The sequence below is a fragment of the Agrobacterium sp. SUL3 genome, from assembly GCF_001263295.1.
Classification (GTDB): domain Bacteria; phylum Pseudomonadota; class Alphaproteobacteria; order Rhizobiales; family Rhizobiaceae; genus Agrobacterium; species Agrobacterium tomkonis.
Genome location: NZ_KQ414508.1, coordinates 39,904 through 58,894, shown reverse-complemented (window position 1 = coordinate 58,894; position 18,991 = coordinate 39,904). Strand labels below are relative to the sequence as shown.

At 58.7% G+C, this 18,991-nt stretch carries 23 protein-coding genes; 18 read left to right on the top strand and 5 right to left on the bottom strand.

Annotated features, from left to right (window positions below; translation table 11 throughout):
- The first annotated feature begins 12 nt into the window (after positions 1 to 12).
- From AKG12_RS18915 to AKG12_RS30330, 5 genes are read left to right on the top strand one after another with little or no spacing between them, the layout of a single operon-like run.
- Complete coding sequence (locus AKG12_RS18915) at positions 13 to 1,077, top strand: LacI family DNA-binding transcriptional regulator (RefSeq protein ID WP_052820039.1); 1,065 nt, start codon at positions 13 to 15, stop codon at positions 1,075 to 1,077.
- Positions 1,070 to 2,947, top strand: coding sequence for a DUF2264 domain-containing protein (locus AKG12_RS18910; RefSeq protein ID WP_052820038.1), 1,878 nt, complete (start codon positions 1,070 to 1,072; stop codon positions 2,945 to 2,947). The genes AKG12_RS18915 and AKG12_RS18910 overlap by 8 nt, the downstream gene beginning before the upstream one ends.
- The gene (locus AKG12_RS18905; RefSeq protein WP_052820037.1) at positions 2,944 to 3,960 is read left to right on the top strand and encodes a hydroxyacid dehydrogenase; all 1,017 of its coding nucleotides are present in this window, start codon (positions 2,944 to 2,946) and stop codon (positions 3,958 to 3,960) included. The genes AKG12_RS18910 and AKG12_RS18905 overlap by 4 nt, the downstream gene beginning before the upstream one ends.
- Positions 3,957 to 4,733 (top strand): sugar phosphate isomerase/epimerase family protein, encoded by a 777-nt coding sequence (locus tag AKG12_RS18900; RefSeq protein ID WP_052820036.1) that lies wholly within the window; start codon positions 3,957 to 3,959, stop codon positions 4,731 to 4,733. The genes AKG12_RS18905 and AKG12_RS18900 overlap by 4 nt, the downstream gene beginning before the upstream one ends.
- A gap of 45 nt (positions 4,734 to 4,778) precedes the next feature.
- Positions 4,779 to 5,045 (top strand): hypothetical protein, encoded by a 267-nt coding sequence (locus tag AKG12_RS30330; RefSeq protein WP_137002550.1) that lies wholly within the window; start codon positions 4,779 to 4,781, stop codon positions 5,043 to 5,045.
- Here the strand turns inward: AKG12_RS30330 and AKG12_RS18895 are convergent.
- The 5 genes from AKG12_RS18895 to AKG12_RS18875 all read right to left on the bottom strand — a co-directional run bounded on the left by AKG12_RS18895 (position 5,042) and on the right by AKG12_RS18875 (position 9,968).
- Complete coding sequence (locus tag AKG12_RS18895) at positions 5,042 to 5,413, bottom strand: hypothetical protein (protein ID WP_046800422.1); 372 nt, start codon at positions 5,411 to 5,413, stop codon at positions 5,042 to 5,044. The genes AKG12_RS30330 and AKG12_RS18895 overlap by 4 nt on opposite strands.
- 275 nt (positions 5,414 to 5,688) lie before the next feature.
- Positions 5,689 to 6,762, bottom strand: a complete 1,074-nt coding sequence (locus AKG12_RS18890; protein WP_046800421.1) for an ABC transporter ATP-binding protein — start codon at positions 6,760 to 6,762, stop codon at positions 5,689 to 5,691.
- Positions 6,763 to 6,850: 88 nt separating this feature from the next.
- On the bottom strand, positions 6,851 to 7,726 hold the full coding sequence (locus AKG12_RS18885) for a carbohydrate ABC transporter permease (RefSeq protein ID WP_046800420.1): 876 nt from the start codon (positions 7,724 to 7,726) through the stop codon (positions 6,851 to 6,853).
- Complete coding sequence (locus AKG12_RS18880; RefSeq protein ID WP_285277765.1) at positions 7,719 to 8,597, bottom strand: carbohydrate ABC transporter permease; 879 nt, start codon at positions 8,595 to 8,597, stop codon at positions 7,719 to 7,721. Before AKG12_RS18880 ends, AKG12_RS18885 begins: the two co-directional genes overlap by 8 nt.
- An 81-nt stretch (positions 8,598 to 8,678) precedes the next feature.
- Positions 8,679 to 9,968 (bottom strand): ABC transporter substrate-binding protein, encoded by a 1,290-nt coding sequence (locus AKG12_RS18875; protein ID WP_052820034.1) that lies wholly within the window; start codon positions 9,966 to 9,968, stop codon positions 8,679 to 8,681.
- A gap of 117 nt (positions 9,969 to 10,085) precedes the next feature.
- Here AKG12_RS18875 and AKG12_RS18870 point away from each other — a divergent pair, with 117 nt between their 5' ends.
- The 13 genes from AKG12_RS18870 (at position 10,086) to AKG12_RS18820 (ending at position 18,869) form a co-directional block, all read left to right on the top strand.
- A complete protein-coding gene (locus AKG12_RS18870) occupies positions 10,086 to 10,784 on the top strand; it encodes a TetR/AcrR family transcriptional regulator (RefSeq protein WP_046800417.1) in 699 nt (232 codons plus the stop codon).
- A gap of 245 nt (positions 10,785 to 11,029) precedes the next feature.
- Positions 11,030 to 12,172, top strand: coding sequence for a Gfo/Idh/MocA family protein (locus tag AKG12_RS18865; protein ID WP_052820033.1), 1,143 nt, complete (start codon positions 11,030 to 11,032; stop codon positions 12,170 to 12,172).
- 10 nt (positions 12,173 to 12,182) lie between these two features.
- Positions 12,183 to 13,346 carry a dihydrodipicolinate synthase family protein gene (locus AKG12_RS18860; protein WP_052820032.1) on the top strand — a complete coding sequence of 388 codons (1,164 nt, stop codon included), beginning with the start codon at positions 12,183 to 12,185 and terminating at the stop codon, positions 13,344 to 13,346.
- A gap of 36 nt (positions 13,347 to 13,382) precedes the next feature.
- Positions 13,383 to 14,204 (top strand): sugar phosphate isomerase/epimerase family protein, encoded by an 822-nt coding sequence (locus tag AKG12_RS18855; protein ID WP_046800414.1) that lies wholly within the window; start codon positions 13,383 to 13,385, stop codon positions 14,202 to 14,204.
- 19 nt (positions 14,205 to 14,223) lie between these two features.
- Positions 14,224 to 15,459: a Gfo/Idh/MocA family protein gene (locus AKG12_RS18850; protein WP_052820031.1), complete on the top strand. Its 1,236-nt coding sequence runs from the start codon at positions 14,224 to 14,226 to the stop codon at positions 15,457 to 15,459.
- A gap of 336 nt (positions 15,460 to 15,795) precedes the next feature.
- Positions 15,796 to 15,969 carry a hypothetical protein gene (locus AKG12_RS30775; RefSeq protein ID WP_197283335.1) on the top strand — a complete coding sequence of 58 codons (174 nt, stop codon included), beginning with the start codon at positions 15,796 to 15,798 and terminating at the stop codon, positions 15,967 to 15,969.
- A 266-nt stretch (positions 15,970 to 16,235) separates the two neighbouring features.
- The gene (locus tag AKG12_RS18845) at positions 16,236 to 16,445 is read left to right on the top strand and encodes a cold-shock protein (protein ID WP_046800412.1); all 210 of its coding nucleotides are present in this window, start codon (positions 16,236 to 16,238) and stop codon (positions 16,443 to 16,445) included.
- Between the two features lie 104 nt (positions 16,446 to 16,549).
- On the top strand, positions 16,550 to 16,837 hold the full coding sequence (locus AKG12_RS18840) for a hypothetical protein (RefSeq protein ID WP_052820030.1): 288 nt from the start codon (positions 16,550 to 16,552) through the stop codon (positions 16,835 to 16,837).
- A gap of 27 nt (positions 16,838 to 16,864) precedes the next feature.
- Complete coding sequence (rpsU, locus tag AKG12_RS18835; RefSeq protein ID WP_046800410.1) at positions 16,865 to 17,101, top strand: 30S ribosomal protein S21; 237 nt, start codon at positions 16,865 to 16,867, stop codon at positions 17,099 to 17,101.
- 34 nt (positions 17,102 to 17,135) lie between these two features.
- A complete protein-coding gene (locus tag AKG12_RS18830; protein ID WP_046800409.1) occupies positions 17,136 to 17,351 on the top strand; it encodes a hypothetical protein in 216 nt (71 codons plus the stop codon).
- A 146-nt stretch (positions 17,352 to 17,497) separates the two neighbouring features.
- Complete coding sequence (locus AKG12_RS18825) at positions 17,498 to 17,770, top strand: hypothetical protein (RefSeq protein WP_046800408.1); 273 nt, start codon at positions 17,498 to 17,500, stop codon at positions 17,768 to 17,770.
- Positions 17,771 to 17,858: 88 nt separating this feature from the next.
- Complete coding sequence (locus AKG12_RS30770) at positions 17,859 to 17,996, top strand: hypothetical protein (RefSeq protein ID WP_167379179.1); 138 nt, start codon at positions 17,859 to 17,861, stop codon at positions 17,994 to 17,996.
- Positions 17,997 to 18,581: 585 nt separating this feature from the next.
- Positions 18,582 to 18,869: a hypothetical protein gene (locus AKG12_RS18820; protein ID WP_046800407.1), complete on the top strand. Its 288-nt coding sequence runs from the start codon at positions 18,582 to 18,584 to the stop codon at positions 18,867 to 18,869.
- Positions 18,870 to 18,991 lie beyond the last annotated feature (122 nt).

Sequence of the window (18,991 nt, the reverse complement as noted above, 5' to 3'; positions counted from 1 at the left end):
GCAGGAGACGACATGAACGATACGCCCGACATCAGCCGCCCGCGCCAGTCGGATATCGCCCAGCGCGCCGGTGTCTCCATCAGCACCGTCTCTCGTGTTCTCGCCGGGGAAAAAGGCATCAGCGCTTCGATCCAGACCAAGGTTCTGGGGGTTGCGGCGGAGCTCGGTTATCCGCTGCGGCCGGTCACCAGCCAGGCCGGCGGCGTGCCGCTGGAGGGCAAGAAGGTTCTCGCCCTGATGTCCGCCGAAAGGGCAACCGGCGATATCGGCGCTTTTTATCACGATATTTTCGACATGCTGCGCAGCCTCGCCCAGACGGACGGGTTTGAACTCGATATCCGGCTGCTGCACCAGAAACAGGTGGATGACGCCCTGACACAGCGGGTCTGCGAAGCGGACGGCCTTCTTGCCATCGGCCTCGACCCTGAAGAGGAGATCATTAACCGCATCACGCAGGGTGTGCTGCAGCCGGTTCTGGTCAACAGCGCCGACCCCTCGATGACGTTGGATTGTGTTTCGCCCTCCAATTTTTACGGCGGTGCAATGGCAGCGCGGCGGCTTCTGGAACTCGGCCACCGCAAGGTCGCCTATATCGGCCCGCACCACCGCCACACCATACGCGAGCGCATGCGCGGCTTCCGCCACACCATCCTTGAGGAAGAAGGCACGACCTATGAGGAATTCCTGCTCTCCACCGTGGATAGCGGCTTCGGACAGGCGGGGGATGCGGTTCGCCAGCTACTGGCCAAGAACCCTGACCTGACAGGCATTTTCTGCATGAACGATGCGATTGCGCTCGGCGCGCTGGGGGCGGCGCAGGAGCTTGGCCTTGCCGTGCCGGACGATCTTTCCATCATCGGCTTCGATGATCTGCCCTTTGCCGAACTGTCCACCCCTCGCCTTAGCACCATCCGCGTCGACCGCCGCGAAATCGCCCGCGAGGCCGTGGAACTGATGCGCCGCCGGCTGACGGAACCTTCCGCCAATGCCCGGCAGGTGCAGCTGGGTGTGCAGCTGGTGGAAGGACAGACCGCGGGACAGGCGAAAAAGACGGGAAAGGCGATACGTAATGCATGATGCGGCAAACAATGATCCGATGACCCGTTTCAATCCGCTCTATGGTAATCCGCTTAAAACCCGCGCCGATGTCAGAAAGGCGCTGGATGACAGTTTCGCACCGCTCCTGCCCTATTTTTCGCAAAGCGGCGCAAGGGTGACACTTAGCGGCACTGCCGCGCATTTTGACCGGGCGGCGGCCGATCTGGAAGGATTTGCCCGGCCGCTCTGGGGCATCGCGCCGCTGGCGCTCAGCGGCGACAGTTTTGAGCATTGGCCGCTTCTGGCAAAAGGCATCGCCAACGGCACCGATCCCGCCCATCCCGATTATTGGGGCGACGTGCGCCAGAAGGATCAGCGGCTGGTGGAGCTTGCAGCTCTGGGCTTTGCGCTTCGGCTTGCACCGCAACATCTTTGGGAACCCCTCTCCGACGCACAGAAAGACAATGTCCGCCGCTATCTGCTGACGGCGCGCGAGCGCAATTATGCCGACAATAACTGGAAATTTTTCCGGGTGATGGTCGACATGGCGCTCGATCATCTGGGCGTAGATTTCGATCGCAGCCTGACGGAGATCTTCCAGGCGGAGCTGGACGGTTTCTACATTGCCGACGGCTGGTATCGTGACGGCGATTATCGCCGCATCGACCACTATATCGCCTTCGCCATGCATTTTTACGGCCTGATCTACGCAAAACTCAGCAAGCCTGGTGATGCTTACGCCGAACGTTACCGCGAACGCGCCCGCCTGTTTGCCGGCGATTTTGCCAGCTGGTTCGATGAGGATGGCGGGGCGCTGGCCTTCGGCCGGTCCATGACCTATCGTTTCGCCTGTGGCGGTTTCTGGGCCGGCCTTGCCTTTGCCGATGAAGAGGCTCTGCCCTGGGGCGAAATCAAGGGGCTTTATCTGCAGCATCTGCGCTGGTGGGCACAAAAGCCGATTGCCGATCGCGACGGCGTTCTCTCCATCGGTTACGCCTATCCGCAGCTGACCATGTCGGAAAGTTATAATTCGGCCGGTTCTCCCTATTGGGCCTTCAAGGCCTTCCTGCCGCTCGCCTTGCCGGAAAGCCACCCCTTCTGGCAGGCGGAAGAAAAGTTGCCCGAAACCTCCACCAAACCGCGGCCGCTCCTTCATCCCGGCATGGTGATGATGCGAACGAAAGGCAACGTCACGGCACTTTCCAGCGGGCAGGAAACCCTGTCGATGCGCGGCGGGTCGGAGAAATATGCCAAATTCGCCTATTCCTCCCGTTATGGTTTTGGTGTGGAGGTGGATGAGCGCGGCTTCAAGACCAATGGTTTTGACAATATGCTGGCCTTCTCTGATGACGGTTTGCATTACCGGGTACGCGAAACCAACGAAAAGGTTCTGCTGGCCGGGGAAAACCTGCGGGCGACATGGAAAGCGTTCCCCGATGTCGAGGTTGAAACGACGCTGGTTGCTGCCGGCGACTGGCATATCCGGCTGCACCGGATCACCTCCGCCCGGCCGCTTTCCGTCACCGAAGGCGGCTTCGCCATCCACCGCAATGACGGCAACAGCGATGCCGTAACCGAGACAACCGGCCATGCATCGGCTGATTGCGGCACCGACATCTCCGCGATCATCGATCTCGGCTCCGTCATATCCCGCCAGGGCATCGCACTGAAGGCGCTACCCAATACCAACCTCGTCAATGCCAAAACCACGGTGCCGCAATTGCGCGGCGACATTCCAGCCGGCGAAACTCTGCTCGCCTGTGCCGTCTTTGCAGGATTGACCGGGCCTGAAAGCCAAAAAATCCTGGCGGCTGTTCCTGTTCTTCCGGACATTGGGGCGCTCGACCGCCTGTTTGCGGAACGCGGCGTCCCGGTCAGCAGCATGGCGGCGACGGGAGAGCCACGATGACGAGCCCGCTTCCGCGTCTCAGCCTTGCCATGGACCCGGAGCGGACGCAGCATGTGCTGACACCACAGGCGCTAGAAAGACTGTCGCAGAGCGTCGATATCATCGACATCAACCGCATCTGCGACTTTCACGATCCATCGATAAAAGACCAGCTGGAACGGACGGATATTCTCCTGACCGGCTGGGGCTGCCCCGATATTGGCGCACGGGAACTGGCGTTGATGTCACGGCTGAAGCTGATTTCCCATGCTGCCGGCACGGTGAAATATTTCCTCTCGCAGGCGGTCTTTGAGCGCGGCATTACCGTGTGCAGTGCGGCGGAGGCCAATGCGCAGCCGGTCGCCGAATTTACGCAGGCGATGATCCTGCTTGCCGGCAAGCGCGTATTCAGCTTCCGACGGTTTTATGGAAAAGACCGCGGGCGGGAAAACGTCGATCACCTGCAATCGCAGGCCATCGGCAATCTCGGCCTGACGGTCGGCGTGGTCGGCGCATCGCGCATCGGGCGTCGGGTCATCAATCTGCTGAAACCCTTCGATCTCGACATCATCCTTTTCGACCCGTTTTTAAGCGCTGCGGAGGCGGAGCGACTTGGCGTGCGGCTGGTATCGCTTGATGCGCTGATGGCAATGAGCGACGTCATTTCGCTGCATGCGCCGTCGCTGCCGCAGACCCGGCATATGATCGGCGCGGAAGCACTCGCCCGGATGAAAGATGGCGCAACCCTGATCAACACGGCGCGCGGCGCTCTGGTGGATGAGGAAGCACTGCTGACTGAGCTAAAAACCGGGCGTATCGAAGCCGTCATCGATGTGACCGATCCGGAAGTGCCGCCGCCGGACTCTGCCTTCTACAGCCTGCCCAACGTATTCCTGACACCACACATCGCCGGCGCCGTAGGCCTCGAACGCGCCAGGCTGGGCGACATGGCAATCGCGGAAATCGAACGCTTTTGCCAGGGTGCTGCACTTGAACAGCAGGTGCGGCCGGAACATCTGGAACTGATTGCATGAGAATTTTCGAGCCGGGCCTCTGCTCCGTCACCTTCCGCTCCCTGTCGCCGCAGGCGGTCATCGACCTTGCCGTCGCAAACGACATCAAGGCAATCGAGTGGGGCGCGGATATCCATGTGCCGCCAGGCGATCTCGAAAACGCAAGGGATGTGGCCGAGCGGACCGCTAAAGCGGGCCTCACCGTCTCTTCCTACGGCTCCTACATCTTCGCGCCGGATTTTACGCGGCAAGATTTGACCGCTGTTCTCGAAACCGCCAAAGCGCTCGGCACCGGCCATATCCGCATCTGGCCGGGCCAACGCAAACGGCCCTCCACCGACTACTCTCCCGCCGAGCGCCGCAGGGCCACCGAGGCGCTGGCAGAGATCGCCCGCCATGCGCAAGATTACGGCATGACGATCGGCCTCGAATATCACCCCAATTCACTGACGGACACCCTGCCCTCGACCCTGCAACTGGCGCAGGATTTGGCCGTGCCCAACCTGTTTTTCTACTGGCAGCCGGCACCCGGCCTGCCGCTCGAAAAGGCTCTCGCTGAAATATCGGCAATCGGCCCACGCATCTGCCATCTGCACGTCTTTGCATGGCTTGCCGACACCAGCCGCCTGCCGCTTGCCGACCGTGCGGATTATTGGCGGTCGTGCGTCGAGGGGTTGCCGGAGAGCGGCTGGACGAAGACGGCTTATGCGATGCTGGAATTCGTCAAGGGTGATGATGTCAGTCAGTTTGCGGAAGATGCGGTGGCGCTACGCGAGATTCTTGATAGGTTATAAACCCGACCGACCTATGCGCTCCTCTGCAGACAAACAGACCACGCCATGACGCCACGTATCAAAAACATTGTAACGAAGCGGCCAGGCATTCTTAAAATCAACTGGACAGATGGCGGCCAATCAACGGTCGATCTCTCCGGATGGATAGCAAGCGGCGGAGAATTACTAACTCCACTTCTTTCAACGGATGTCTGGAAAACCGCAACGATTGCCGATTATGGAGCGAGCGTGGAATGGGATAGCCAGAACCTAGAAATAGATGCCTATCATCTCTATCAAATCGTCAAGCATCAGCGACTAGCTGAAAACTAGAACAATCTCGCCCGATAAGCATCAATTGCATCCATCAAGGCTTGTTGCTTCTTCCTTGCCGCCTCGGGCCGGCCGCTCACTAGCATGGCTGCGATCCAGTACCAGCCGAAAACCCATTGCGCAGCTAACACGACTACTAAAAGGATAGGGAGACCAGCAATCAGCAGAAAAACTTTTGCGATATCGTCGGAGTATGATTGCAGCAAAATATACGGCAATACGAACGGCATTGCCATCATAAACCACCAGAATGATACTACCGCCCATATCGGAAAGACTGCTATGAATGGCGTCCGTTGCGCCTTATTGAGCGACCAAAACTCGCTGAGATGACGATAATATGTCACTCGTTGCCATAATCCGCGCATTCATCTCTCCAGCCCCAATGCCTCCAAATTGACGAGATTTGCCTTGTTTTGCAATCGGACTTTACAAGCGCATCTGTCATTGCAGTTTGCGGCCGTTCAAAGGAATGATGTCATCACCCATATTCCGTTACCCCGGACCTGCTCCGGGATCCAGGGTGAGCAAGCTTTTGATCGCGTGAGGCTTTTTTTGCTACACAGAAGCACTGGATGCGAGCTCAAGGCCGGCATGACGGAATAGTTTTTTTCCCCTTGCCGTCAACACGTTGATACAAGTGTCATATCCGCCGCCCATCCGCCCCGAACAGATGTGTCTTGGCCAGATCGAATGCAAAGGGAATGGTCTCGCCGATGCGGATCTGGCGCTGGCCGTCCAGCAGCACGGTGGCCGGTTGGCCGTCCGGGGTATTGGTGTAGACCACCGTCGAGCCGCCGAGATGTTCCACGAGCTGGATGGAAGCTTCGCCGAGCGAGGATTGCGCCTGCGGGTTGACGTGTTCAGGGCGCACGCCAAAGGTCAGCGGTTCGCCTTCGCCGGCCGCAACCGGCTTTTCCAGCACGATGCGCTGGCCGGCCACCTCGATGGTGCGGTTGGAACTATCGCCTGAAATCACTTTGGCGGAGAGGAAGTTCATCTTCGGCGAGCCGATGAAACCGGCCACGAACTGGTTGGCTGGATTATTGTAAAGATCGAGCGGCCGGCCGACCTGCATGATGCGGCCATCGCGCAGCACGACGATCTTGTCGGCCATGGTCATGGCTTCCACCTGGTCATGCGTCACATAGATCATGGTGCTGCCGAGCGTCTGGTGCAGCTTGGCGATTTCGACGCGCATCTGCACGCGCAATTCCGCATCAAGGTTGGACAAAGGCTCGTCGAACAGGAAGATTTTCGGCTCGCGCACGATGGCCCGGCCAATGGCGACACGCTGGCGCTGGCCGCCCGAAAGTGCCTTCGGCTTGCGCTGCAATAGCGGGCCGATCTGCAGGATATCGGCGGCCTTCTGCACCCGCGCCTCGACTTCCGGCTTCTTGTAACCCGCCGTTTCCAGCCCGAAGGCGAGGTTCTTGTAGACGCTCATATGCGGATAAAGGGCATAGGACTGGAAAACCATGGCGATGCCGCGCTTGGAGGCGGCTGTTTCGTTGACCCTTTCGCCATCGATGCGAAGATCACCCTCGGAGATTTCCTCCAGACCGGCAATCATGCGCAAAAGCGTGGATTTGCCACAGCCCGAGGGGCCGACAAAAACGGTGAACTCACCCGGCTCGATCTTCAGATCGATACCGTGAACGACCGGAAAAGCGCCGAACCGCTTGACGATTTTTTCGAGCGTAATGCTGCTTGCCATGCTGTTTCTCCCGACTGTCGCGCCGCATGCAGGGCAGCAGCGACAGTGTTGATGGTCTTATAAAATGCGTTCCCGATCCGGGTTCCGTTCAGCGTTTCATTCCCGTCGTGGCGATGCCTTCAATCAGCAGCCGCTGGAAAAACAGGAAGAACAGGAAGACCGGCACCAGTGACAGGTTGGACATGGCGAAAAGCGAGGTCCAGTCCGAGCTGCCGGTGGAATCCACGAAGGATCTGAGGCCGAGCTGCACGGTGTAGGTGTTGATGTCGTTCAGATAGATCAGCGGCCCGAAGAAATCGTCCCAGGTCCAGATGAAGGAAAAGATGGCGGCCGTCGCCAGCACCGGCAGCGATAGCGGCAGCATGATCTTCCAGTAGATGCGGAAGGGCGAGCAGCCGTCCATGACAGCCGCCTCGTCCAGTTCACGCGGGATACCGCGGAAGAACTGCACCATCAGGAAGATGAAGAAGGCGTCCGTCGCCAGATATTTCGGCACGATCAGCGGCAGCGATGTGTTCACCCAGCCCATTTCCAGAAACAGGATATATTGCGGGATGAGCACCACGTGATAGGGCAACATCAAGGTGCCGAGCATCAGCGCGAACCAGAAATTGCGCCCGCCGAACCGCAGCCGGGCAAAAGCAAAGGCCGTGAGCGAGCAGCCGACCACGTTTCCTATGGTGGCGAGCACGGAGATGAAGAAGGAGTTCCAGAAGAACTGCCCGAAACTCACCTGCAGCCCCGTCCAGCCGCGAATATATCCGCCGACATCGACCGCCGAGGGAATGAGCGAGGAAGAGCCGAACAGCTCATCCTGCGGCCGGAACGAACCTGATATCATCCACAGGATCGGATAGAGCATCGCGAAGGAGGCGATGATCAGCGCCGTGTGGAGCATCACCGATTTCAGCGGCGTGCGTTGCGGGCCTTGTCCCGGCCGGGGAGCGGTAACAGCATCAGTCATCGTAATGTACCCAGTATTTCGCGCTGAGGAACGAGAAGGCCGTGAACAGCGAGATGATGATCACCAAAATCCAGGCCAGCGCCGAGGCATAACCCATGCGGAAGAAACCAAAGGCTTCCTGATAGAGGTAGAGCGTGTAGAACAGTGTCGAGTTGATCGGCCCGCCGGTGCCTTCGGAAATGATGAAGGCGGGCGTGAAGGCCTTGAAGGCGTCGATCGTCTGGATCACCGCGTTGAAGAAGATCACCGGGGTCAAAAGCGGCAGGGTAATACGGAAGAACTGCCGCACCTTGCTTGCACCGTCGATTTCGGCGGCTTCATACATATCCTGCGGGATTTGTCTCAGACCCGCGAGGAAGATGATCATCGGCGAACCGAACTGCCAGACCGACAGGATGACCAGCGTGTAGATCGAATAATCCGGGTTGGAAATCCAGCTCGGCCCTTCATAACCGAAAGCCTGCCAGAGGATCATGTTGACGAGACCGTCAGAGGCGAAAAGCTGGCGCCACAGCACGGCAATCGCAACGCTGGAACCCAGCAGCGACGGCAGGTAGAATATCGCCCGGTAAAGCGTCAAACCCTTGATGCCGCGATTGAAGGCAAGCGCCACGAGCAGCGCGAAGATGAGCTTCAGCGGCACCGACAGCAGCACATAGGTAAAAGTCACCTGCATGGCGGCTGCAAATTTCGGATCGGCCGTGGCGATGCGCACATAATTTGCCGCCCCCACCCAGTCCGGCGACTGCAACAGGTCGTAATTGGTGAAAGACAGGTAAAGCGACGCGAGCGCCGGGCCCAGCGTCAGGCCGAAGAAGCCGATCAGCCAGGGCAGGAGAAACAGGTAGGCGTGAATATTGCGGTCGAACATCCGCCTCACGCTGCCCCGCTTCGGGAGAGCCGCGCCACGGCTCTCCCCCACAAGAGTTTCAGATCGAAATGCCATACGCCATCACTTCCGTTTGATAACGGTTTCAGATTCCTTGACGAGACGGTCACCGCCCTCTTCCGGCGAAATCTTGCCGAAGCCAACTTCTTCCGCCGTGCGCTTCAGGACGAAGGCGAACTCGCCCGCACCCGGAGGTGGCGCCGGCGGCAGATCGCCGACGCCGGGGGTAATCTCGGCAATATATTCCACCATGCTCTTGCTGACCTCATCGAGCTTGGGGGTCAGCGCGTTGCGCATGGCTTCCGAGGCCGGAACGCCACGTTCGACGCCGAGAATATCGATGCCCTGCGGGTCGGCGACCAGGAAGTTGATGAACCCAACCGCCTGCTCGATGCCGGCGCTGCCATTGGCGACGCTGATGAGCATGGAAGGCTTCAGATAATGGCCGGAAGGGCCATCCTTCGTGCTCTTCGGATAGGAGCTAATGGCAAGCTTGGCCTTGTTGAGCTTCTGATACCCGACGAACTGGTTGGAATGGGCGAATGCGGTTGCCGCCTTGCCCGTCGTCAGCGGGTTGGTTTCGATATTGAGCTGGTCGAGCGCCTGCACATCGGCCGGCACACAGGCGCCGCTCTTGCGCAGATCCGCCCACAGGGTGAACCACTTGGTCGCATCCGTCGGATCGAAACCAATGCCGCCATCCTGTGTATAAAGCGATTTGCCGTTCTGCCGCAGCCAGTTTTCAAAGCTCGGCTCCACGCCGCTGGCATCGGCCGTGGCGTAATAACCGGGCTTCGGCTTGTTCTTGCTGAGCTTGGCGGCGTTTTCGGCAAACTCCTCCCAGGTCTGGCCGATGGACGGCGGTGTTGCGCCGGATTTTTCCCAGGCCGCCTGATCGAAGAAAACGGCACTGGAATTGACGCCGAGATTAATGCCGTAAAGCTTGCCATCGACCCGACCGGAATCGATGTTCATCTTGCCGAAATCTTCGATCTTCAGGCCCTTGCCGATATATTCATCTAGGGGTGCCAGCGCGCCGCGACGGCCATATTCGAAAATGTAACGATAATCCATCTGGATCAGGTCGGGCGCATTGCGGCCCGCCACCTGCGTGGCAAGGCGCGGCCAGTAATCACTCCAGCCGGCAAATTCACCGGCAATGTCGAGATCGGGCTTGACCTGCTTATAGGCCGATATCGCCTTGTTGGTGCGATCGGCGCGCTCCTGCGACCCCCACCACAACATGCGAAGGCGCGCGGCCTGCGCCTGCGCCGACCCCCCTCCCAATGCTGCAAGCGACAGGGCCGCAAGCCCTGCTGAAAGCACACCTCTCCTGTGAAGCATCATGGGCATTGGCAACTCCTCCCTATTGACTGCCAATTGATGATGAACGTAAACGACACTTGCCGTTTTATAACTAATTGGTTACATGGGAACACTGATCGCAAACATTGTCAAGCGGGTGTTGAAATGGAAGAAACCACGAAAAACCATCAACCCGATCCGGCTCCGGAAAAAGCGCCTGCCCCCAAGCGCAAACGCGCCACCGCACAGGTTCGCAACCCGGAAAGAACCCGGGCCGCCATCCTTGAAGCCGCCCGCCGCGAGGTGGCCGCCAAGGGGCTGGCAGGCGCAAGAATAGATGTCGTCGCCCGCCGCGCCGGCACCAACAAGCGCATGATCTACCATTATTTCGGTGACAAGGATGCGCTTTATCTCGCCGTTCTGGAAGACGCCTATCGCCATATTCGCCACACTGAACGGCGGCTCGATCTCACCCGCAAGCCCCCATCGGAAGGGTTGCGGGAACTTGCGCTTTTCACCTGGCATTATTTTCTCGACCACCCGGAATTCCTGAGCATCCTCGCCACCGAAAACCTCAATAAAGCCCGCTATCTCAAGCAATCTCCGACGATTGCGGCCATGCACTCGAATTTCATTTCCGAGCTTGAGGACGTGCTGCGGCGCGGCAGCGATACGGGCGAATTCCGCGACGGCCTCGATCCGATCGACGTCTATCTGACCATAGCGTCGCTCGGCGCGTTCTATTTGTCGAACCGGTTTACGCTGTCGACGATCTTTCAGCGCGACCTGACCGACCCTGCCGAGCTGGAACGCTGGGGCCAGCACATCGTCGACACCCTGCTTGCTGCAGTGCGGCCGATCTGAACGAGCAGAACCGGATTATCCTTTAACAACAGTGACGACGCGCCATTCGCATCCGCGAAGCGCGTCGTTTCCTTTTGCGACGCGGCACAAAGCCGTTATTCCGGCCACCGCCACGGCATGTGATTTTCCTGCCAAAAACATCTTGACAGATCGCATCCTTCACGACCACAAATAACCAAATGGTTACAAATTGCCATGTTTGACGGAAGCGGCTTTCGGGAAAAGGCCGCCTTGGGAGGAAATTCATGAAACGTATCGGCGTCATCATGCACGGCATCACCGGCCGCATGGGTTACAACCAGCATCTCGTGCGCTCCGTTCTCGCTATTCGCGATCAGGGCGGCGTGCTGTTGAAGAACGGCGAAAGGGTCATGCTCGACCCCATTCTGGTCGGCCGCAATGGTGCGAAGATCGAGGAAATCGCCAGGAAGCACAATGTCGCCCGCTGGACGACCGATATCGATGCGGCGCTGGCAAACCCTGACGATACCCTGTTCTTCGATGCCGGAACGACGCAGATGCGCGGCAGCCTGCTGGAGAAAGCCATCAAGGCCGGCAGACACGTTTATTGCGAAAAGCCGATTTCCGACACGATGGAAGAGGCGCTGGCGATTGCGCGGCTGGCCGAAAGCGCCGGCATCAAGCACGGCGTGGTGCAGGACAAGTTGTTCCTGCCCGGCCTGCGCAAGCTGGCCATGCTGCGCGACAGCGGCTTTTTCGGCAAAATCCTGTCGGTGCGCGGCGAGTTCGGTTACTGGGTTTTCGAAGGCGACTGGCAGCCGGCGCAGCGTCCATCGTGGAACTACCGCCTGAAGGATGGCGGCGGCATCATTCTCGATATGCTCTGCCATTGGCGTTATGTGCTCGACAATCTGTTCGGCCCGGTGAAATCGGTAAGCTGCCTTGGCGCCACCCATATTCCGGAACGTTTCGATGAGCAGGGCCGCGCCTATAAGGCGGATGCGGACGACGCGGCCTATGCCACCTTCGAGCTGGAAGGCGGCGCCATCGCCCACATCAACTCCTCATGGGCGGTGCGGGTGCGCCGCGACGATCTCGTGACGTTCCAGGTGGACGGCACCCACGGCTCGGCAGTGGCTGGCCTGACCAAATGCTTTACCCAGCATCGCACCAACACGCCGAAACCGGTGTGGAACCCCGACCAGCCGCAGACCATCGATTTCTACAAAACCTGGCAGGAAGTGCCTGATAACGTCACCTACGACAACGGCTTCAAGGCGCAGTGGGAAATGTTCGTGCGCCATCTCGTCGACAACGACCCGTGGCCCTACGGCCTCATGGAAGGCGTCAAGGGCGTGCAGCTGGCGGAACTGGGGCTGAGATCGTGGAAGGAACGCCGCTGGCTCGACGTTCCCGCCATTTCCTGAGGAGGCTGACGTGAGCGAACTCAAGCTTCCGAAGGAAGACCACAGCATCGAGGTCTACAGCCTATCAGGCACGCCGGTCGCGGTTGAAAACCGCAGTGCGGCGGATTTCAACCGCATCGCCTTCGCCGCCGCCCATGTGGTGGCCGATCCGCTTGCTGATAACGACCCGTGGCTTAACCCCGCCATCGACTGGGACGCCACCCTGCGCTTCCGCCATCGCCTGTGGGACCTCGGCCTCGGTGTCGCCGAGGCCATGGACACGGCGCAGCGCGGCATGGGGCTGGCATGGCCGCAGGCGCAGGAACTGATCTCCCGTTCGCTGAAGGAAGCGGCTACCCGCAAGGATGCGCTGATTGCCTGCGGTGTCGGCACGGACCATCTGAATGGCAGCGGTTACGATCTAAACCAGATTATCGATTCTTACCTGGAACAGCTTGATTTTGTTCAGGGAGAAGGTGGGCGCGTAATCCTGATGGCAAGCCGCGCGCTGGCCGCCGCCGCCCGCTCGCCGGATGATTATCTCAAGGCCTATACCAGAGTTTTATCCCATGCCGACCAGAAAGTGGTGATCCATTGGCTGGGCGAAATGTTCGATCCGGCGCTTGAGGGTTACTGGGGTTCTGCCGACCACATGGAGGCGATGGAAACCTGCCTTGCCATGATCGAGGAGAATGCCGACAAGATCGACGGCATCAAGATTTCGCTTCTTTCCAAGGAAAAGGAAATCATCATGCGCCGCCGCCTGCCGGCAAGCGTGCGCATGTATACCGGTGACGACTTCAACTATGCGGAACTGATCGCCGGTGACGAAAAAGGTCACTCGGACGCACTGCTCGGCATTTTCGATGCCATTGCGCCGGCGGCCTCCAAGGCGCTCGCCAGCCTGAATCGCGGCGCGGACAATGAGTTCTTCGACATTCTGGAACCGACGGTGGCGCTTTCGCGCCATATCTTCAAGGCGCCGACCCGCTTCTACAAGACCGGCGTGGTGTTCCTCGCCTATCTCAACGGGTTGCAGGATCATTTCACCATGGTCGGCGGGCAGGAAAGCACCCGCTCCACGCAGCATTTCGCCGAACTTTTCCGGCTGGCGGACAAGGCCAATGTGCTGGCCGAACCGGATCTCGCCACACATCGCATGAAGGCATTCCTGGCCGTCAGAGGCATCGCTTGAGGCGAGACGTTGGAGCAAAGAAGGGGAGATACAAAGATGAGTCTTGAAGGCCTTTCCATCAATTTTGCCACCGTTCGCCAGGGCGGTGCTTTCGGTGCCATTGTTGATGCCTGCCTTGCGCATGGCATCACCGCCATTTCGCCCTGGCGCGAACAGGTGCACGGCGTGGGGCTTGCGGAAGCCGCCCGCATTGTCGAGCAGAACGGCCTGCGCCTTTCCGGCCATTGCCGCGGCGGCTTTTTCCCCGCCCCCGATGCGGAAGGCCGCCGCCGCGCCATCGAGGACAATAAACGCGCCGTCGATGAAGCCGCCGCCATGAAGGCCGATTGCCTCGTGCTGGTCGTGGGTGGCCTGCCCGCCGGCTCACGGGACCTCAAAGGCGCGCGACAGATGGTGGAAGACGGCATGGCCGAGCTTCTGCCCTATGCGCGGGACGCCGGCGTGCCACTGGCCATCGAACCGCTTCACCCCTTTTACGCCGCTGAGCGCGCCTGCTTCAACACACTGAAACAGTCGCTTGATCTCTGCGACCGGCTGGGGGAAGGCACCGGCGTTGCCATCGACGTCTACCACGTCTGGTGGGACCCGGAACTGGAGGAACAGGTGGCGCGTGCGGGCAGAAACGGGCAAATTCTCGCGCATCATATCTGCGACTGGCTGGTGCCCACCACCGATCCGCTCAATGATCGCGGCATGATGGGTGACGGCGTGATTGACCTGAAGGCATTTCGCGCCATGATCGAGGCCGCCGGCTTCCACGGCCCGCAGGAAGTGGAAATCTTTTCGCATCGCTGGCAGGCGCGGCCGATGGACGAGGTTCTCGCCACCGTGGTCGAGCGCTTCAAGACTGTTTGTTGAGATATCCGGGAGAGAGACAATGCCTGAAAGGGTGAAACGCAAACGTTATGCGCTGGTCGGAACCGGCAATCGCGGCACCACCATGTGGGGCCGCGAACTGCTGGCCGGCTGGAGCGACTATGTCGAGCTGGTCGGCATTTGCGACCTGAACCTGATGCGCGCCGAACGCGCCCGTACCATGATGGGATCGAGCGCACCGCTCTACGACGATTTCGACCGGATGATGCTGGAACAGCGCCCGGAACTGGTGATCGTCTGCACGCCTGACGACACGCATGACGACATCATCATCCGCGCGCTCGAAGGCGGGGCCGATGTCATCAGCGAAAAGCCCATGACCACCACCCCGGAAAAGATCGATCGCATTCGCGCGGCGGAGGCCAAAAGCGGCCGCCGGGTCGACGTTTCCTTCAACTATCGTTTCTCTCCCACCGCCGCGCGTATCAAGGAACTGATTGACGAAGGCGCCATCGGCACGGTCACGTCAGTCGATTTTCACTGGTATCTCGATAATCAGCACGGCGCGGATTATTTCCGCCGCTGGCACGCCTTTACCGAACATTCCGGCAGCCTGTTCGTGCACAAGGCCACCCACCATTTCGATCTGCTGAACTGGTATCTCGATTCCGACCCTGTGGAAGTGAAAGGTTTCGGACAGCTGCTGCATTATGGCAGGAACGGTCCGTTCCGCGGAACGCGCTGTCGCACCTGTCCGCACAAGGATGAATGCGATTATTTCATGGATCTCGGCGCCGATCCCTTCCTCGATGCGCTTTATGAAGATCCTTCGAGCATTGACGGTTATATGCGCGATGCCTGCGTTTTCCGCGAGGAGATCGATATCCCGGATACGATGAGCGCCTCGATCCGTTATGCGAGCGGCGTACAGGTTTCCTATTCGCTCAATACCTATATGCCGATCGAAGGTCATCATATCGCCTTCAACGGCCATAAGGGCCGCATTGAAATGCGCCAATATGAAAAGCAGCCCTGGACGGAGCCACCGGCAGACGAAATCCTGCTGGTGAAAAGCTTCGGCGGCGGGGTCGAGCACATCTGGGTGCCGCATGAGCCGGGCGGCCATTATGGCGGCGACAACCGCATGCGCGACATGATCTTCAAGCCGGGTTCGAACGACCGGCTGCGGCAGCGGGCCGGTTCGCGGGCCGGCGCGATGTCGGTTCTCTGTGGCGTGGCGGCGCTGAAGAGCGCCCGCGAGGGCGGCTCCGAAGCGGTGAAATCACTGCCGCTCTAGAGAATCTTCGGCGCGCGGCCCCTTCGATAGCGGGACGCGCGCTGCAACTGGCAAAAAGAACGGACGATATTCCGCAGATTACGCGCTTCTTCCTTACCGGTAAGATGATCACCGGGGGAAGAGAGAGTGAATTATGTCCAGTTTTGAATCCTTCGTTCCGCTTATCATCATCGGCGTCAGCCTCTTTGTTTTCTTCAAATGGGTTGGGCGCGACATGAACAGGGACGAGAAAAAACCGCGATCCCGCCGCTGACGGCTTAGCACCTGCCCACAGCCGGGCACTGCTGCGGAACCTCGCGCTTCTCCCGGCGTTTTCCTTGCAAAGGAGAACACGCCATGACGCAGCAGAAAAAGCCGAAAACAGAGGAAAAAGGCCCTTCCAAGGCCAGTGACATTCCGCCTGCCGGCCCACACGCCAAACCCTCCCTCACCGATTATGACAAGACGCCGGGCGCGGGCAGCCTGCCGGACAGCGACAACTCGAAGGATGTTTCGCCGGGCGCCGGTTGACACGTATTCCGTGCGGCGCGCGACGGCAAAGCATCGGAGAAAATGTTTTAAAATAATTACTTACAAGAAATACTAAGATGAACTAACGTATTTTCCGCCGCGCCCTCGTTGCAAAATTGAAAATTCCGGCTATATTTGCCCAATCGACCATTGCTTGTGACCGACGCTCCAGCCTCCGTGCTCTCGTTGGATTTCCTCTCAAATAATCGATCCAATCCCGCAAGGTATCGCGGGAACCACAACGATTGCTACGAAAGGAAATCGTTATGAACACTGGTACTGTAAAGTGGTTCAACGCCACCAAGGGCTTCGGCTTCATTCAGCCTGACAACGGCGGCACGGACGTTTTCGTTCACATCTCCGCAGTTGAGCGCGCTGGTCTGCGTTCGCTGAATGACGGCCAGAAGGTCACCTACGACATCGTTCAGGACCGTCGCTCGGGCAAAAGCTCCGCCGACAATCTGCGCGCTGCCTGATTTTTCATTCGCGCCGCTGGCGTCAATACGACAGCGGAGCGGAATGATTCTGAGAGGTCGGGTTCAGCCCGGCCTTTTACTTTTTTTGGCCATGGGAGGCCCTCATGCGCAAAAATCTTTACCGCTCCGGCGATGCGATTGTCCTCAAGGCGGGCGTCCTTGGCAGCAATCAGCCCAGCGGGCCTGGCCGGATCATTATGGTTTTGCCGGAAACGCAGGGTTTGGTTCGTTTCAGGGTTCGTTTTCAGAACGAGAACTTCGAACGGAACATTGCATCCGATGAAATCGATACCGCTTCGTCCTCATCAAAAGGACTGGACGCGGAAAGTTTAGCACCCCGTGCTTCGGGATCCAGCTGGATCAACTCGAACACGATCAAAGTCAGAAAATAGCAGCAACGGCTGCTTTAAGGAGATATTTTGCAGGTCATCGTCAGAGATAACAATGTCGAGCAAGCGCTTCGCGTCTTGAAGAAGAGAATGCAGCGCGAGGGTATTTTCCGCGAAATGCGTGCTCGTGAAGCTTACGAAAAGCCGTCGGCAAAGCGCGTTCGTGAAGAAGCCGAAGCCGTGCGCCGCCACCGCAAGCTGGCGAGAAAAAAGATGCAGCGCGAGGGACTGCTGCCGGCTCCTAAAAAGGCTGCCCGCACCCGCTAATTGCTAATCCTGCCTTCCCGCAAAGGAGAACGTCATGACCGAACCCAAAGAGGCTGTTTTCAAACCCGAAAAACTGTCCTCTCAGGATAAGGCGTCGATGACGGACAAGGCGGCAAGACAGATTATCACTGCCGAATCCGACCAGCGTGCGCGCAAGACGGAACGGCTTCGCCAGCTTCGCGAAGCGCAGGAGGCGGCAACCGCCGCCACTCCGCACCCACCCGCCAAAAGGCCATCCGGTAAAAAATAGCGCTGCTGCGCATTTTGCCGCCGTCCACTCGAAAAACCTCTTGAACCTTATACGCAACAGGCGCACCTTTCGCCTGTCAGCAACCTGTCGAAGGGCGCTGGTGATTGAGGGCAGACAGCCCTTGCCCCAAACGAAAGGAGGACGTCATGTCTTCCGAGTTTTATTCACCAAGTCTTTCACGCAACCTCGTCCGCACCGGCGGCACGGGGTATCGGGAAAATGCGTCGCTGCGCCTGCTGCTGAACGCGGCTGAAGAAACGGCCATTCGCCAGGATCGCGACGCTTATTTTGCAGCCTTTCCGGATTTCGGCGTCCAGACCGACGTGTCGAAGAGAACCGTTCCCGCGGGCCGCATCCGCCTGTCCAAACCGACCCTGTCCTTCGGGAAACAGTCACTCACGGGACCTTGCCTGTCCTGACGGTGAAACCGCTTCCCGACCCCTGCCCGCCTTGAGCGACGATGCCCAGGCGTCACATCAGATACTGCTTCAACACGAGGAGAACACCATGGCCAAGGGTCAATTGCGCAGCAACAAGGAAGTCCGCAAACCGAAGAAGGACAAGACCAAAGCCGCGGCGGCAGCGCCGACCGGTTCGCAGGTCAAGTTCGCAAATGCCACGACGGCGGACGGCAAGAAGAAATAACGAAGAGGTCTCAGCTGGCCGCCGGCAAATTATAGAGGGTAAAACATCCTTTTAACTGCCGGACTTGTTTTGGCCACATTGCCCACCTATATAGCTCATATGCAACTGCTGGTGAGCGCGAATAAAATTGTCGTTCGCAGTTGTTTTTGTCGCTTTAGACTTTTGACCACGGATGTACTGGCACTGGTGTTGAAAGCGATATGAGGAAGGTCGGTGCAATATTGCCCCGGCCTTTTTTGTTGCCCGCAATACCGCAGATTACAAATATCTCCGAACGGGTCACCGGCATTCGAATTAACTTGCCTATCAGCCCCAAAGGGCGCACGATTCCCCATCGGTAATTTATGGGCGTTACCGCCGTCAGGCTGATATGCCGTCCCAAAAGCCCCCCGTCCTGCGCATGTCGTTGACCGACAGGACCGTTTTGCAATTTTACACGACATGCACGGCAGCATCGTCCGGGACACCGGAAATGGTTTTCTTTGGAAGAGCCCGTCGTTTCAAAACGTTGAAGCGTCCTTTGCACAGCGTCCGGATGGACGCGTGACGCTCCGGCTTTGTGTACTCCACAGAAAGGAGGACGTCATGTCTTCCACATGCGACAATTGCATCATCTCATCAAGAGACCTGAAAATGCTTCAATCGGTGCTCGAAGGTCTCGGTTATGACCACCACCTCGTCGATGATGAGGCCCTTCTTTATAATAATGCGGCCCGCAAGGTGATCCAGCTGTTTCAGGACGGATTGACCGACCCTGCCGATCTTTCCGAGGAAATGCTTTTTCTGTTCGGCGTTCACAAGCATGAACGCGTGAAAGCCTGGAAGCCGCTGCCGCGTTACGCGATCCAGGGTTTGCCGCCGCTTTACCGGTGAGGAAAATGCTGTCTCGCGCCCTGCAGGAAAAGCAACCTTCAAAATCACCGATGAAAATAACGGCTTGGCAAATGCCTTATATCAGGCAAGACTGAAATGGAGCGTCCTGCGTGCGTTCAAGC

Excerpts from the sequence above, each read along its gene's own strand:
- AKG12_RS30775 (WP_197283335.1), top strand. The coding sequence starts at position 15,796 with ATGACGCAGCAGAAAAAGCCGAAAACAGAGGAAAAAGGCCCTTCCAAG.
- AKG12_RS18890 (WP_046800421.1), bottom strand. The coding sequence starts at position 6,762 with ATGGCAAGCAGCATTACGCTCGAAAAAATCGTCAAGCGGTTCGGCGCT.
- AKG12_RS18880 (WP_285277765.1), bottom strand. The coding sequence starts at position 8,597 with ATGTTCGACCGCAATATTCACGCCTACCTGTTTCTCCTGCCCTGGCTG.
- AKG12_RS30330 (WP_137002550.1), top strand. The coding sequence starts at position 4,779 with ATGACGCCACGTATCAAAAACATTGTAACGAAGCGGCCAGGCATTCTT.
- AKG12_RS18840 (WP_052820030.1), top strand. The coding sequence starts at position 16,550 with ATGCGCAAAAATCTTTACCGCTCCGGCGATGCGATTGTCCTCAAGGCG.
- AKG12_RS18905 (WP_052820037.1), top strand. The coding sequence starts at position 2,944 with ATGACGAGCCCGCTTCCGCGTCTCAGCCTTGCCATGGACCCGGAGCGG.
- AKG12_RS18820 (WP_046800407.1), top strand. The coding sequence starts at position 18,582 with ATGTCTTCCACATGCGACAATTGCATCATCTCATCAAGAGACCTGAAA.
- AKG12_RS18895 (WP_046800422.1), bottom strand. The coding sequence starts at position 5,413 with ATGCGCGGATTATGGCAACGAGTGACATATTATCGTCATCTCAGCGAG.
- AKG12_RS18825 (WP_046800408.1), top strand. The coding sequence starts at position 17,498 with ATGTCTTCCGAGTTTTATTCACCAAGTCTTTCACGCAACCTCGTCCGC.
- AKG12_RS18865 (WP_052820033.1), top strand. The coding sequence starts at position 11,030 with ATGAAACGTATCGGCGTCATCATGCACGGCATCACCGGCCGCATGGGT.
- AKG12_RS18830 (WP_046800409.1), top strand. The coding sequence starts at position 17,136 with ATGACCGAACCCAAAGAGGCTGTTTTCAAACCCGAAAAACTGTCCTCT.
- AKG12_RS18850 (WP_052820031.1), top strand. The coding sequence starts at position 14,224 with ATGCCTGAAAGGGTGAAACGCAAACGTTATGCGCTGGTCGGAACCGGC.
- AKG12_RS18885 (WP_046800420.1), bottom strand. The coding sequence starts at position 7,726 with ATGACTGATGCTGTTACCGCTCCCCGGCCGGGACAAGGCCCGCAACGC.
- AKG12_RS18855 (WP_046800414.1), top strand. The coding sequence starts at position 13,383 with ATGAGTCTTGAAGGCCTTTCCATCAATTTTGCCACCGTTCGCCAGGGC.
- AKG12_RS18900 (WP_052820036.1), top strand. The coding sequence starts at position 3,957 with ATGAGAATTTTCGAGCCGGGCCTCTGCTCCGTCACCTTCCGCTCCCTG.
- AKG12_RS18875 (WP_052820034.1), bottom strand. The coding sequence starts at position 9,968 with ATGCCCATGATGCTTCACAGGAGAGGTGTGCTTTCAGCAGGGCTTGCG.
- AKG12_RS18870 (WP_046800417.1), top strand. The coding sequence starts at position 10,086 with ATGGAAGAAACCACGAAAAACCATCAACCCGATCCGGCTCCGGAAAAA.
- AKG12_RS18910 (WP_052820038.1), top strand. The coding sequence starts at position 1,070 with ATGCATGATGCGGCAAACAATGATCCGATGACCCGTTTCAATCCGCTC.
- AKG12_RS30770 (WP_167379179.1), top strand. The coding sequence starts at position 17,859 with ATGGCCAAGGGTCAATTGCGCAGCAACAAGGAAGTCCGCAAACCGAAG.
- AKG12_RS18915 (WP_052820039.1), top strand. The coding sequence starts at position 13 with ATGAACGATACGCCCGACATCAGCCGCCCGCGCCAGTCGGATATCGCC.
- AKG12_RS18845 (WP_046800412.1), top strand. The coding sequence starts at position 16,236 with ATGAACACTGGTACTGTAAAGTGGTTCAACGCCACCAAGGGCTTCGGC.